Annotated in this window: 12 protein-coding genes; 9 read left to right on the top strand and 3 right to left on the bottom strand. The window is 72.6% G+C overall.

Annotated elements, in window-relative coordinates:
* Positions 1–2: 2 nt before the first annotated feature.
* From OG439_RS11590 to OG439_RS11570, 5 genes are read left to right on the top strand one after another with little or no spacing between them, the layout of a single operon-like run.
* Entirely contained in the window at positions 3–1766 is a 1764-nt protein-coding gene (locus tag OG439_RS11590; protein WP_326949388.1) for an ABC transporter ATP-binding protein, read from the top strand.
* Positions 1763–3346, top strand: coding sequence for an ABC transporter substrate-binding protein (locus tag OG439_RS11585; protein WP_326949387.1), 1584 nt, complete (start codon positions 1763–1765; stop codon positions 3344–3346). Before OG439_RS11590 ends, OG439_RS11585 begins: the two co-directional genes overlap by 4 nt.
* Positions 3343–4287, top strand: a complete 945-nt coding sequence (locus OG439_RS11580) for an ABC transporter permease (protein WP_326949386.1) — start codon at positions 3343–3345, stop codon at positions 4285–4287. Before OG439_RS11585 ends, OG439_RS11580 begins: the two co-directional genes overlap by 4 nt.
* Positions 4284–5201 carry an ABC transporter permease gene (locus tag OG439_RS11575; protein ID WP_326949385.1) on the top strand — a complete coding sequence of 306 codons (918 nt, stop codon included), beginning with the start codon at positions 4284–4286 and terminating at the stop codon, positions 5199–5201. The genes OG439_RS11580 and OG439_RS11575 overlap by 4 nt, the downstream gene beginning before the upstream one ends.
* Positions 5202–5213: 12 nt before the next feature.
* Complete coding sequence (locus OG439_RS11570) at positions 5214–5936, top strand: alpha/beta fold hydrolase (protein WP_442792301.1); 723 nt, start codon at positions 5214–5216, stop codon at positions 5934–5936.
* Positions 5937–5991: 55 nt separating this feature from the next.
* On the opposite strand, the gene OG439_RS11565 is transcribed toward OG439_RS11570, so the two are convergent.
* A complete protein-coding gene (locus tag OG439_RS11565) occupies positions 5992–6906 on the bottom strand; it encodes an aldo/keto reductase (protein WP_326949384.1) in 915 nt (304 codons plus the stop codon).
* A 46-nt stretch (positions 6907–6952) separates the two neighbouring features.
* On the opposite strand from OG439_RS11565, the gene OG439_RS11560 reads away from it, so the two are divergent.
* On the top strand, positions 6953–7675 hold the full coding sequence (locus OG439_RS11560) for an SDR family NAD(P)-dependent oxidoreductase (protein ID WP_326949383.1): 723 nt from the start codon (positions 6953–6955) through the stop codon (positions 7673–7675).
* Here OG439_RS11560 and OG439_RS11555 read toward each other — a convergent pair whose 3' ends face one another.
* The gene (locus OG439_RS11555; RefSeq protein WP_326949382.1) at positions 7676–8968 is read right to left on the bottom strand and encodes an amidohydrolase; all 1293 of its coding nucleotides are present in this window, start codon (positions 8966–8968) and stop codon (positions 7676–7678) included. It lies immediately after the preceding gene.
* A gap of 56 nt (positions 8969–9024) precedes the next feature.
* Between OG439_RS11555 and OG439_RS11550 the strand changes: the two genes are divergently transcribed.
* From OG439_RS11550 to OG439_RS11540, 3 genes are read left to right on the top strand one after another with little or no spacing between them, the layout of a single operon-like run.
* A complete protein-coding gene (locus OG439_RS11550; RefSeq protein ID WP_326951529.1) occupies positions 9025–10125 on the top strand; it encodes a zinc-binding dehydrogenase in 1101 nt (366 codons plus the stop codon).
* Between the two features lie 10 nt (positions 10126–10135).
* Complete coding sequence (locus OG439_RS11545) at positions 10136–11086, top strand: aldo/keto reductase (RefSeq protein ID WP_326949381.1); 951 nt, start codon at positions 10136–10138, stop codon at positions 11084–11086.
* Positions 11083–11934 (top strand): alpha/beta hydrolase, encoded by an 852-nt coding sequence (locus OG439_RS11540; protein ID WP_326949380.1) that lies wholly within the window; start codon positions 11083–11085, stop codon positions 11932–11934. Before OG439_RS11545 ends, OG439_RS11540 begins: the two co-directional genes overlap by 4 nt.
* Here OG439_RS11540 and OG439_RS11535 read toward each other — a convergent pair.
* Entirely contained in the window at positions 11918–13327 is a 1410-nt protein-coding gene (locus OG439_RS11535) for a GMC family oxidoreductase (RefSeq protein ID WP_326949379.1), read from the bottom strand. The two genes, OG439_RS11540 and OG439_RS11535, sit on opposite strands and share 17 nt — an antisense overlap.
* Positions 13328–13391 lie beyond the last annotated feature (64 nt).

Below are 13391 nucleotides of genomic sequence, written 5' to 3'. Positions count from 1 at the left end.
CCATGACGCTGCTCGAAATCCGGGACCTCACCGTCGGCGTCGTCACCAAGGACGCCGAAGACGCCGACCGCGAGCTCGTGCGGGAGCTGTCCTTCGATCTCGATCAGGGACGGACACTGTGCGTGGTCGGCGAGAGCGGCAGCGGCAAGACGGTCACCGCGCTGTCGATCATCCGCCTGCTCGAGTTCGTCGCCCCGGTCCGCACGCGCGGCGAGATCGCGATCGACGGCGTGGACGTGACGAAGCTGCCGGCCGACGCCATGCGCGCCTACCGCGGCCCGCGGATCGGCATGATCTTCCAGGAAGCCCTGGACTCGCTCAACCCGGGCCGCCGGGTGGGCGGGCAGCTGGTCGAGGCCTACCGCGAGCCCGGTTCCCTGCCGGGCCAGGCGGCCCGGCGCGGCAGCCCGCTGCACCGCAAGGCCGAGGCCAAGGCCCGGCAACTGCTCACCGAGGTCGGCCTCGCCGACACCGACCGGATCCTGCGGCTCTACCCGCACCAGATGTCCGGCGGCATGCAGCAGCGGGTGATGATCGCGCTGGCCCTGATGGCCGATCCGGACCTGCTCATCGCCGACGAGCCGACCACCGCGCTCGACGTCACCACGCAGGCGGAGATCCTGACGTTGTTCGACCGGGTCCGCCGCGACCACGGGACGGCGTGCGTGTTCATCACCCACGACATGGGCGTCGCGGCTCAGGTGGCCGACCGGATCGCGGTGATGTACCGCGGCCGCCTGGTCGAAACGGGCTCGCGCGACGACGTCCTGACACGCCCGCGGCACCCCTACACCCGGGCCCTGCTGAGCTGCGTGCCGCAGCTGGGCGTCAGCCGGCGCGACGGCTTCCCGACCATCTCCGCCACCCGGCTCGCCGCCGCCATGGCGGGCGAAGCGACCGAAGCCGTCGAAACCCGGACGCTGAAGCCGCCACCGCGGAAGGACCACGAAGGCGCCACGCTCAGCATCGCCGGAGTGTCCAAAGTGTACGGCCGAAAAGGACGGTTCGGCCGCGCGGGCAGCGAGGTGCACGCGGTCCGGGACGTCTCCCTCGACATCCCGCCGGGCGAGTTCTTCGGGCTGGTCGGCGAGTCCGGCTCCGGCAAGACCACCCTCGGCCGCTTGGTGACGGCCTTGGAGCCGCCGGAGTCGGGCACGATCACCTTCGGCCCGCACACCGTCACCGCGTCCGGGCTCGACGGCGGTGAGCGCGCATTCCGCCGCCGCGTCCAGCTGATCTTCCAGGACCCGCAGAGCTCCCTCGACCCGCGCCACACCGCCGCGCGGATCATCGCCGAGCCGCTCAAGGAGCTGACCGGGCTGCGGGGCGCCGAGCTGGACCGCCGCGTCGCCGACCTGATCGACGAGGTCGGCCTCCCCCGCGACACCGCGGGCAAGCTCCCGTCGCAGCTGTCCGGCGGGCAGCGGCAGCGGGTGTCGATCGCCCGCGCGATCGCCGCCGAACCGGAGCTGATCGTCGCCGACGAGCCGACGTCGGCCCTCGACGTCTCGGTGCAGGGCCAGGTGCTGAACCTGCTGCTCGACCTGCGCCGCACCCGCACGCTCAGCCTGCTGTTCATCACCCACAACCTCAGCCTCGTGCTGTCGGTCGCCGACCGCGTCGGCGTGATGTACCGGGGCGAGCTCATCGAGGTCGGCGACCCCGACGCCGTCCGCCTCACCCCGCGCCACGACTACACGCGGCGGCTCCTCGCCGCGAACCCCGACCTGCCCGCCCTCCCCCACACAGGATCGACGCGCCCATGAAACGAACTCCTTTGCTCGCCGCCCTCGCCGCCGCGGGCGCGCTCCTCGCCGGCTGCATGGGCGCCACCGCCACCGGTGGTGCCGCGGCGGACGGCCCACCGGTCCGCGGCGGCAACCTGACCGTCGCCGTCCCGACCGACCCGCAGTCCCTGGACATGGTGGCCAACCCCGGCCAGGTGACCGCCCAGATCGGCAACATGATGTACGAGAAGCTCTTCGAGGTCGACCAGGGCTTCGTCGCGCGGCCGATGCTGGTCGACACGTTCACGACCAGCCCGGACCGGCTCACCTACACGTTCAAGCTGCGCCAGGGCGTCACCTTCCAGGACGGCAACCCGCTCACGGGCAACGACGTCGTCGTGAGCCTGCAGCGCTGGCAGAAGAGCCACCGGACCGGCCAGCTCGTCACCCCGGACATCGACACGATCACCGCGCCGGACGCGGCGACCGTGAGCATCCACCTCAAGCGGCCGCGCTACCCGCTCGTCGACGAGCTGGCCGGCGCGGGCACCGAGATCTACGAGGCGAAGAACCTCACCGGGCTGCCCGCGACCGGGTTCGAGCAGGACAAGGCGATCGGCACCGGGCCGTACAAGCTGAAGAGCTGGGACATCGGCCAGCAGCTGGTCCTGGAACGCTACGACGGCTACAAGTCGCGCACCGAGGAGAACTGGGGCGGCCAGGCCGGCGCGAAGCACGCCTACCTCGACACGATCACCTACAAGATCGTCGGCGACCAGGACGCGCTGATCAGCGGCCTGCAGACCGGCCAGTGGGACCACGCGATGCCGGCCAACGACCAGTACGAGACGCTCAAGGCCAACCCGAACCTGGTCGTGCACAACCTGCCGGGCGGCAACGAGAACGTCATCATCCCCAACTTCAACCCGGGTTCGAAGTTCGCCGACCCGCGAGCGCGCCAGGCGCTGAACCTGCTGCTCGACAAGCCCGCGATCAACGCGGCGACCGGCGGCAGCAAGGACCTGACGATCGAGACCGGCGCGTTCGCCTCGCCGGACAACAAGGCGTCGTACTCGGCCGCCGGCGACGACGTCTACCGGCAGCACGACCCGGAGAAGGCGCGGCAACTGCTCGCCGAAGCCGGCGTCCCCGCCGGGTCGACCATCCACATCGTCACCACGAACTCCTACCCCGAGTTCGGCAAGTGGGCCGTGCTCATCCAGGACGAGCTGTCGAAGATCGGGCTCACCGCCAAGATCGACACCTACGACTTCGCCACCATGCTCGGCACGCTGACCAAGAACCCGGGCGGCTGGGACATCACGACGTTGTTCTTCGACTCGTCGCTGTCCTCGCCCGCGCAGATGCCCGCGCTCACCCTGGGCACGCTCAACGGGTCGTCGTCGCCGGAGATGGACGGGCTGCTGACCGAGTTCAACGCGGCCACGACGCCGGAGCAGGCCAAGGCCGTGATCGACAAGCTGCAGGCGTACACGTGGAAGCAGCTGTCGGTGATCACGCTGAGCCAGTCCAAGCTGTACGCGGCCTACACGCCGCGGTTGAAGGGCTACGGCGACTTCTACCGGATCTTCTGGAACTCCTGGCTGGCGGCGGCATGACCGGAGTCCTGCTGCGCCGGCTGCGCGACCTGGCGATCATCCTGGTCATCGTCGGCACGATGATGTTCTTCGTCATCCGGCTCATCCCCGGCGACCCGGCCCAGGCCATCCTGGGCCCGACCGCGCGGCCGGCCGACGTCGCCACGCTGCGGGCGAGCATGGGCCTCGACGGCTCGCTCTGGCAGCAGTACCTGACCTGGGCCGGGCACGTGCTGCGCGGTGACTTCGGGACGTCGATCACCTACCACCAGCCGGTGCTGGACGTGGTCGCCGGCCACATCGTGCCGACGCTGACGCTCGCCGTGCTGTCGACGATCATCAGCTTCGTCCTGTCCGTGGCGATCACGGCGTGGCAGGCGGTGTCGCCGCGCAACCCGGTGGCCCGCGCGCTCGACCGGCTCTCGTCGCTCGGCATGGCGCTGCCGGACTTCTGGATCTCGCTGGTCCTGGTGCTGGTGTTCTCGGTGACGTTGCGCTGGTTCCCCTCCAGCGGTTACCACGACCTGCTGACCGACCCGGCCGGCGCGGTGCCGGCGCTGGTGCTGCCGCTGGCGGTGCTCGTCATCGGCCAGACGGCGTTGTTCGTGCTCACCCTGCGCGAGAGCGTGCTCGGCGAGCTGCCGCTGGCCTACCTGCGCACGGCGCGCGTCAAGGGCCTGCCCGAGCGCCGGGTGCTGCTGAAGCACGTGCTGCCGAACGCGCTGATGCCGCTGATCACCCAGCTGGGCAGCAACTTCGCCATGCTGGTCGGCGGGATCGTGATCATCGAGTCGATCTTCGTCGTGCCCGGGCTCGGCCACCTGCTCATGGGCGCGGTGTCCACCCGCGACTTCCCGCTGATCCAGGGCGTGACGTTGTTCGTCGCGGTGCTGTTCGTCGTGGTCAACCTGCTGGTGGACCTGTCGTACGCGCTGCTCGACCCGAAGGTGCGTGTCGCATGAGCCTCGCCCTCGTGGACCAGGCGCCCGCCGTGGCCACTCCCCCGCCGCGGCGCGTGGCCCGGGTGTTCCGCCGCAACCGCACGCTGGTCGTCTGCTCGGCGCTGCTCGGGCTCATCGTCCTCGCGGTGGTGGTGCTGCCGGTCTTCCTGCCGAGCGTCAGCGCCACCGACCCGGTGCACCGGCTGCTGCCGCCGTCGCCGGGGCATCTGCTCGGCACGGACTCCTACGGCCGCGACGTCCTCGCGCGGCTGGTGTCCGGCGGGCGGGCGTCACTCGGGCTGTCGGCGCTGATCACGCTGTGCGCGGCGTTCTCCGGCATGGTCATCGGCCTGGTCAGCGGCTTCTACCGGGCCGCGGGCGCGGTGCTGATGCGGCTGATGGACGCGTGGATGTCCTTCCCGGCGATCATCCTCGCCATGGCGCTGGCCATCGCGCTCGGCGCCAGCATCTGGACCGAGCTGATCGCGCTGACGGTGATCTTCACGCCGTTCACCGCCCGGGTCATCCGCAGCCGCGTGCTCGGCATCGCCGGGCGCCAGTACATCGGCGCCGCGCGGGTGTCCGGGATGAGCCGCGGCAAGATCCTGCTGGTGCATGTGTTCCCCAACGTGCTGCCGCTCGCGCTGGTCCAGGTCGTCATCCTGGCCGCGGCCGCGATGCTGGTCGACGGCGCGCTGAGCTTCCTCGGCCTCGGCATCGCCCCGCCCACGCCGACCTGGGGGAACATGATCGCCGAAGGCCGCTCGTACCTGGTCGTCGCGCCGTGGCTGATGCTCGTGCCGGGCGTGACGATCGTGCTCTGCGTGCTCCTGCTCAACCTGATCGGCTCCGCGCTGCGGATCGCCGTCGACCCCCGCGCCCGCACCCTCGGCGAGCTGCAGCGCCTACGCGTCCGCCGTCCCGCCCGTTCGTGAGAGAGGATCTCCTTGACCGTCCCGACTTCCCTGGCCGTGCGCCGGTTCGCCCCCGACGGCGCGCCCGCCGGCCCGCCGGTGCTGCTCCTGCACGGGTTCGCCTCCGACGGCCCGACCGATTGGATCGGCACCGGCTGGCCCGCGGCCCTCACGGCCGCGGGCCGCCCGGTCCTCGTGCCGGACCTGCCGGGTCACGGCTCGAGTCCGGCGCTCGCCGACGCCACCCCGAAAGCCGTCACCGAGGAGCTCGTCCTCGCGGTCGGCGACGTGTCCGAAGTGGACGTCGTCGGCTACTCTCTGGGGGCGCGGCTGGCCTGGGAGCTGCCCGCGCTGCTGCCCGTCCGGCGGCTCGTGCTGGCCGGGATCAGCCCGCACGAGCCGTTCGGCGCCGTCGACGTCGAGGCCGCGCGAGCCTTCGCCGACGGCGGGCGGCTGCCGGCCGACCCGCTGACCGCGGCGATCGCCCGGATGATCACCGCACCGGGCCGCGACCCCGCCGCCCTGCTCCGGTGCGTCGAAGGTCTGCGCCGGGAGCCGTTCGCGCCTCAGGTGGGCACGATCGGCGTGCCGACGCGGTTCGTCGCGGGCCGCGACGACCCGATCAGCCAGGGCATCGAGACCCTGGTCCCGCTGGTGCCGGGCAGCGACCTGCTCCTGGTGCCCGGCGACCACGGCGGCGCCCTGCGCGGCGCCGCCTTCAAGACCGCGGTGCTCACCTTCCTCGACACGCCCTGACCCGGTCGTGAGTGGTAATGCGGGTTAGAACCCGCATTACCACTCACGACAAGCCTCACCAGGATCCGTCGGGGCTTACTCCTCGGTCGGCTTGGAGGTGGCTGACCGCCGCGCGGATCTCGGTGCCGTGGGTGCGGGCCAGGTCCAGGGCGCCGAGGTTGTCCGTCAGCTGGTCCACGCGGCTCGCGCCGAACAGGACGTTCGCCACCGGCTCGTAGGCCAGGCAGAACGCGAGGGCCAGCTGCGCCCGGGTCGCGCCGAACTCCGCGGCGATCGTGGCCAGCTCGGCGGACACGTCCACAATGGACGCCCGGATGCCGCCGACGTCCGCGCCGATCTTCCGGGTGGGCGCGTGGTTGCCCAGCAGGACGCCGCCTTCGAAGACGTCCGACGCCTGCAGCGCGAGCCGGCCCCAGTGCTTGCCGTAGTGCGGGCCTTCGGCCATGGACCGGCGGGCGATCGAGTACTTCAGCTGGGCGAACTCCGGCGCCGGCAGGCCTTCGCGGTCCGCGAAGGCCAGGGCCGCGTCCAGGTCGCCGGCCCGCCAGTTGTTGACGCCCCAGCCGCCGATCCGCCCGGCCCGCACCTGCTCGGCGACCTCGGTGACGAGCCGCGGGACGTCCGGGCGGTCGAGGTAGTCGCCCACGACGACCAGGTCCGCGTGGTCCGTGCCGATCCGGCCGAGCGACGTCTCCAGCTGCCGCGCGAACCCGGTCCGCGGGTGGTCCCACAGCCAGAGTTTCCCGCACAGCACGTAGTCTTCGCGGGCGATTCCCGCTTCCCGCACGGCTTTGCCGAAGATCACGTCGGTGTCCGAACCCTCGGCGTGCGGGCCCATGTCGTAGTGCGCGACGTCGAACAACGTCACGCCGGCGTCGACGGCCGTCCGCAGCAGCGCGACGGCGTCGCCGAAGTCCATCCGGTCCCAGGTGTTCCACGAGCCGAGCCCGAAGGCCGATCTGCCGATCATGCTGTTTCCCTTCTCTGACAACCTATCGTTAGTCTACGATTGTAGAATGAAACAGCGAATCGTGGTGGTGACCGGCGGCGCGAGCGGGATCGGCCGGGGCGTCACCGAAGGCTTCCTCGCCGCGGGCGACCGCGTGATCGTCGCCGACGTCGACGCCCGCGCGGCCCACGACACCGGCCGGGACCACGTCGAGCTCGACATCTCCGACCCGGCGTCCGTCGACGCGGCGGTTTCGCTGGTGACGCGGCAGTTCGGGCCGATCGACGTGCTGGTCAACAACGCCGGGCTGGCGGGTGGCGGCGGCCCGGTGACCGCGCTCGACGTCGAGGTGTTCGACCGTTGCGTGCGCGTCAACTTCCGCGGCACGTTCCTGATGACACGCGCGGTCGGCGCGCACATGACCGAAGCGGGCACGCGGGGCGCGATCGTGAACGTCTCGTCGATCGGCGCCCGCCAGCCGACCCCCGGGCTGGGCCACTACGAGGCCACCAAGGCCGCGGTCGACGCGCTGACCCGGTCCGCGGCCCTCGAACTGGCACCGCACGGGATCCGGGTCAACGCCGTCGCGCCCGGCCCGGTGCTCACGCCGATGACCGCCGGGTTCGCCGCCGACACCGCGGCCCGCGCGGCCTGGGAGTCGCGGATCCCGTTGGGCCGCATCGCCTCCGTCGAGGACGTCGTGCCGGCGGTGGTGTTCCTGGCCTCGCCCGCCGCCGGGCACATCACCGGGGTGAGCCTGGCGGTCGACGGCGGCCAGCTGCTCACCTGACTATCCCTTGTGGACGATCCGGCCGGCGGTCACGGTCAGCTCGACCGCGACCGACGGCAGGTCGGCCAGGGCGACGTCGAGCGGGTCCGCCGCCAGGACGCAGAAGTCCGCGGCCATCCCGGGCGCGAGGGTCCCCTTCCAGCTCGCGGACCCGTCCTGCACCGCGGCTTCGGTGGTGTAACAGCGCAGCAACCGTGCCGTCAGCTCCGGCGTCACCCCACGCGCCCCCAGCAGCTCGCCGGCCGCGGCGAGGTGCACCCGCCAGTCCGGGGTGACGACCGGCGCGTCGCTGCTCAGGGTCAGCGGACCGCCGGACGCGAGGATCTCCCGCAGCGGCCACGCGTTCGCGGCGACGTCGGCCCCCAGCGCGGCCGCGACCATCGGACGCATGGCCGTGGCGATGGCGGGCTGGGTGGTCAGGCCGACCCCGCGGGCCGCCATCCGGCGCAGCTGCGCCGGCGTGACGAGGTCGCCGTGCACGAGGTGGTCACCGCGGCGCAGGTGCGCGAGCGCGGTCTCGATGCTGCGCTCCCCCGTCGCGTGCACGCCGACAACCAGGCCGGCCTCGTGCGCCGCACTGATCATCGCGCCCAGGTTGCCTACGCGGGCGTCGTCGTCCGGGCCGTCGACGAGCAGCGCGCCGTGGCCGCCGTCGGCGTAGCAGTGGTGTGTCCAGGCCGTGCCCATCGGCGGGATGCCGTCGGCGAAGATCTTGACGCCGGTGACGGCCAGCCACTCCGGATCCGCCCGCGGCACGGGCGTTTCGAGACCGCGCTTGAAGTTCGGCAGCGAACTGACGCCGTCCAGGAGCCCGAACAGACGCAGGACGGTGACCCGCGCCCGCAGCAGCCCTTCCCGGTGCAGGGCGGCGTATTCGTCGAGGACCGCCGCCGAGAAGCAGCCGGTTTCGCCGGGGCCGAGACCGGGTTCGGTGTAGCTGGTGATGCCCAGCGACGCGCAGAGGCCGCCCGCGCGCAGGATCGCCGCCCGCCGCTCCGCCGAGGTCGTCACCGGCGCCTCGTCGTGCGGCGGTCCGAGCAGCGGGTGCGGCCAGCGGGCGCCCAGCCAGGTCGCGTGCAGGTGGGCGTCGTTGATCCCGGGCAGCACCGTGCGCCCGGCGAGGTCGACGACCTCGGTGTCCGGTCCGATGCAGGCGGTCAGGTCGGCACCGGCCGCGACGATCCGGCCGCTGTGGACAGCGAGGCCGTCCGCCACCGTGCCCAGCCGGTCGAAGGTGTGCACGGTGCCGCCGCGCACGACCAGCTCCGCCGGGTGGATCCGTTGGCTCGTCATGGTTTCCTCCCGGATCTGGACTTTTTCTTCCACGACTGTAGACTAAAAAGATGGCACTGCCCACCCGCACCGAGGCCGCGGTCCTCACCGGCCACCACGCGCCCCTCGAACTGCGCGAACTCCCCCTGCCGGAACCGGAACCCGGCGCCGCGCTGGTCCGGCTCACCTGCACCACGTTGTGCGGCACCGACGTCCACCTGTGGGCCGGGCAGATGAGCTTCCCCGGCATGCTCCCGATGGTGCTCGGGCACGAGATGGTCGGCGAGGTCGTCGCCACCGGAGCCGGCACCACCGACACGCTCGGCCGGGAGATCAAGCCGGGCGACCGGATCGGCTGGTCGGAGTCGGTCTGCGGGAAGTGCTTCGGCTGCACGATCCTGCGCGAGCCCGTCGCCTGCGAGTCCCGTGGTTACGGCTTCCTCCAGCGGTCCGACCGGTTCCCGTACGCGACCGGCGGGCTCGCGCGGCACTGTTACGTCACGCCCGGCGCGGCGAAGCTCCTGCTGCCCGACGACGTCGCGGACACCTGGGCGTCGATGTCGGGCTGCGCGGGCAAGACCGTGCTGCGGGCCGTCGCCCGCTCCGGCGGGATCCGTCCGAACGCGACAGTCGTCGTCCAGGGCGCCGGCGCGCTCGGCGTGTTCGCCACGGCGGTCGCGCGGCTCTGCGGCGCGGGCACGGTGCTCACCGTCGGCGGCCCGGCGGGCCGTCTGGAGACGGCGGTGCGCTTCGGCGCCACGGCGACGATCCCCGTCGACACCTCGGCCGAAGAACGCATCGAGCGGGTCAAGGAACTGACCGGCGGCCGCGGCGCGGACCACGTCTTCGACTTCGCCGGCGGCCCGACGATCGGCGAGGAGGCGGTCGCCTTCGCCGCGCAACGCGGCACGGTCGCGATCGTCGGGTCGACCGGTCCGGCGCCCGCCCCCGTGCCGCTGGGCACGGTAATGGGCAAGGAACTGACCATCGTGGGCTCGCTCAACGGCGACATCGCCGACTACCACCGCTCGGTCGGGTTCTTCCGCGCCTTCGCCGGGCGGATGCCGTGGGACGAGCTGTTCAGCCCGCCCGTCGGGCTGGCCGGCGCGTCCGCCGCCGTCGAGTCGATGTCCCGGCTCGGCGAGCTCAAAGCCGTCATCGACCCCCGACTGCCCTAGGAGGGTTTTCGTGAGCATTCCCCAGCGCCGCATCGGCCGCGACGGCCCGCACACCGGCGTCCTGTCGCTCGGCTCGTGGCACACCTACGACCGGATGGACTTCCGCGAGGCGGTGACGCTGCTGCGCACCGCCGTCGACGCCGGGATCACCCTGTTCGACGTCGGCGTCTACGGCTTTCCCGGCAGCGACCCGGTGTTCACCGACGTGCTGTTCTCCGCGATGGTCCGCGCCGCGGGCCTGCGCCGCGACGACTACCTGCTGTCATCGAAACTGTGGCTCGAGGGTTATCCCGGGCACAGCCTGCGCGAGCAGCTGGAGAACGCGTTCTTCCGCGCCGGCGTCGAGCACGCCGACCTCGTGATCCTCGGCGACCTCCGCCGCGACGACACGGACCTGCACGCGCTCGTCCGCGATCTGGCCGAGCTGCACGAGGCCGGGCTGATCCGGCAGTGGGGCGTGAACAACTGGTCGGCTTCGACGATCCGCGCGGTACACGACTTCGCGCTCGCCGACGGCGTGCCCGGACCGGCCATCGCCCAGCTGAAGTACAGCGTCGCGCGACGGTCCATTCCGGACGGTGCGCCGTTCGCCGCGGTGTTCGACGACCTCGGCGTCACGCTCCAGGCGTCGGACGTCTTCGAGGGTGGTGTGCTGCTCGGCAAGGGCGGCCGCCAGGTCGGGCGCGACCCGGGTGACGTCCGGCAGCGCATCGCCGACTCCGCCGAGGGGATCCGGAAGGTCGCCGGGAGCCTCGGTGCGACGGCCGCCCAGCTGTGCCTCGCCTTCACCCTCACCCACCCGGCCACCACGACGACGTTGTTCGGCGCCACCAGCGTCCGGCAGCTGGAGGACAACCTGGCCGCGGTCGGCCTCCTGGAGCGGGTGGGAGCCGCCGAGCTGCGGGCGCTCGTGGAGCCGTTCTGGGCCGACCGCGACGCCGTCGACCCGGAGGGGCCGTGACCGGCCCGCAGCTGCCGCTGTCCGCGTCGACGCTGCCCGCGATCCGGGAGGCGATGCGCAACCCGACCTGCGCGGAGGCGGTCGGCGACCGGGACATCACCTGGTCGGACCACGTCGTGCCCGGCACCGGCGTCGTCGTCACCGTGCTGCGGCCGCGCGAGCCGAAGGCCGCGCTGTTCAGCATCCACGGCGGTGGCATGGTCATGGACGACCGGTTCGCCGACCTGCCCCGGCTGGTCGCGCTGATCGAGGAGTTCGGGTTCGTGGCCGCGACCGTCGAGTACCGGCTGGCGCCGGAACACCCGCACCCCGCGCCCCTCGACGACTGCTACGCGGGCCTCGTGTGGTTCGCCGCGGAGGTGGGCCTCGACCGCCTGGTCGTGGCAGGTGGCAGCGCGGGCGGCGGGCTCGCCGCCGGGTGCGCGTTGCTGGCCCGCGACCGCGGCGGCCCGGCACTGGCGGGCCAGCTACTGCTGTGCCCGATGCTCGACGACCGCACGGCGGTGGACGTCCCGGACGCGGTGTGGACCCGCGAGGCCAACGACTTCGGCTGGCGAAGCCTGCTGGCCGGGCAGACGTCGCCCTACGCGGCGCCGGCCCGGATGACGGACCTGGGCGGCCTGCCCCCGGCGTTCGTCGAGGTGGGCGGGGCGGAGATCTTCCGCGACGAGGACGTCGCGTACGCCCAGCGGCTGGCCCGGGCCGGGGTCCCGACGGAACTGCACGTCTGGGCGGGCGCCCACCACGGCTTCGACCGCTTCGCCCCGGACGCGGAGGTGACCCGCGCAGCCCTCGCGGCCCGGTCGTCGTGGCTGCGGCGCCTGCTGGGCGCTACAGGCCGAGGATGAACCGCGCCGCCTGCTCCCCCACCAGCACCGCGGGCGCGTTGGTGTTGCCCGTCGGCACCCGGGGCAGCACCGACGCGTCCGCGACCCGCAGCCCCTCCAGCCCGTGCACCTTGAGGTCCGGGCTCACCACGGTCCCCAGTCCGCACGTGCCGACCTGGTGGTGGTAGGTGATCGCCGTGCGGCGGACGTATTCGCGCACGTCGTCGTCCGGTGCCGGGTACAGCTGCCGCGCGCCCCACCCGGCGGCCAGGGCCGGGGCTCGGCCGACCGCGAGACACTGCTCCACCGACGCCACCAGGCTCTCGAAGTCCGCCGGCGCGGACAGCACGCCCAGGTCGATCAGCAACCCGCCGTCCGGTGACAGCCGGACGCTGCCGCGGCTCTCCGGCGTCACCATGCCCGCCATCAGCGAGAACCCGGTCGGCGGCCCGGTCATCCACGGCTCGTACATCGGCACGCTGAAGCAGATCGGCTGCGTGTCGGGCACCGCGAGCCCCGGACGGCTGCGCCAGAACCAGTGGACCTGCGTGACTGACCGGCCCGCCACTGGCGGCTCGACAGGACGATCCGTCGCGAAGATCACCGGTGCGAGCAGGTGATCGTGCAGGTTGCGCCCGACGGGCAGATCGGCGACGACGTCAACGTTCAGTTCGTCCGCCGGGCCGACGCCGCTGCGCAGCAGGATGGCCGGCGACGCCAGCGCGCCCGCCGCCAGCACGACCAGATCGGCGGACAGCTCCCGCACCGCACCACCGATCGAAACGACCACCCCGGTGGCACGCGAGCCCTTGAACACGACCCGATGCACCAGCGCTCCCGTGTGGACGGTCATCCGGGAAGCCACCGGCGAAGCGTAAGCGCGCCACGTGGTGACACGACGGCCGTCGCGAGCGGTGATCCGCTCGACCGAGACGCCGTCCTGCGTGGCACCGTTGTAGTCCGGGTTGAGCGGCAAGCCGACCGAGACCGCGGCGTCCACAATGGACTGCTGGATCGGGTGCAGCGGCTCGTTCGGCACGATCGTGAGGAGGTCCTTCTCGACGCGCTCGAACACCGGGCGGACGTCGTCCCAGGTCCAGCCCGGCACACCCCAGCCGTCGTAGTCGGCGGGCGCGCCGCGGACCCAGATCATCGCGTTGAGCGCGTGCGAACCGCCGAGCACCTTGCCCCGCGGCAGGTGCAGCCGCCGGTTCGCCGCGTGCGGCTGCGGAACCGTGTGGTGGTCCCAGTCCTCCGGGCCGTGCCACAGCTCCCCGGCCCGCGCCGGGTCGTGGACGGCGGGGTTGACGTCCGGACCGCCCGCCTCCAGCAGCGTCACCGCCGCACCCGCGTCGACCAGCCGCCGGGCCACCACGCACCCGGCCGAACCCGCGCCCACCACGATCACGTCCATGGGCCCAGCCTGACGCGCGTCCCGGCCGCCGGGGCGGATCCCTTCGCCGTCAGTCAACCGGCAT

This window comes from Amycolatopsis sp. NBC_01307 (genome assembly GCF_035975215.1).
Taxonomy (GTDB): domain Bacteria; phylum Actinomycetota; class Actinomycetes; order Mycobacteriales; family Pseudonocardiaceae; genus Amycolatopsis.
This window is presented reverse-complemented; position numbering and strand designations above follow the sequence as displayed.

Coding starts and splice junctions, on each gene's coding strand:
- OG439_RS11580 (WP_326949386.1), top strand. CDS start 3,343: ATGACCGGAGTCCTGCTGCGCCGGCTGCGCGACCTGGCGATCATCCTG.
- OG439_RS11560 (WP_326949383.1), top strand. CDS start 6,953: ATGAAACAGCGAATCGTGGTGGTGACCGGCGGCGCGAGCGGGATCGGC.
- OG439_RS11575 (WP_326949385.1), top strand. CDS start 4,284: ATGAGCCTCGCCCTCGTGGACCAGGCGCCCGCCGTGGCCACTCCCCCG.
- OG439_RS11585 (WP_326949387.1), top strand. CDS start 1,763: ATGAAACGAACTCCTTTGCTCGCCGCCCTCGCCGCCGCGGGCGCGCTC.
- OG439_RS11590 (WP_326949388.1), top strand. CDS start 3: ATGACGCTGCTCGAAATCCGGGACCTCACCGTCGGCGTCGTCACCAAG.
- OG439_RS11535 (WP_326949379.1), bottom strand. CDS start 13,327: ATGGACGTGATCGTGGTGGGCGCGGGTTCGGCCGGGTGCGTGGTGGCC.
- OG439_RS11555 (WP_326949382.1), bottom strand. CDS start 8,968: ATGACGAGCCAACGGATCCACCCGGCGGAGCTGGTCGTGCGCGGCGGC.
- OG439_RS11565 (WP_326949384.1), bottom strand. CDS start 6,906: ATGATCGGCAGATCGGCCTTCGGGCTCGGCTCGTGGAACACCTGGGAC.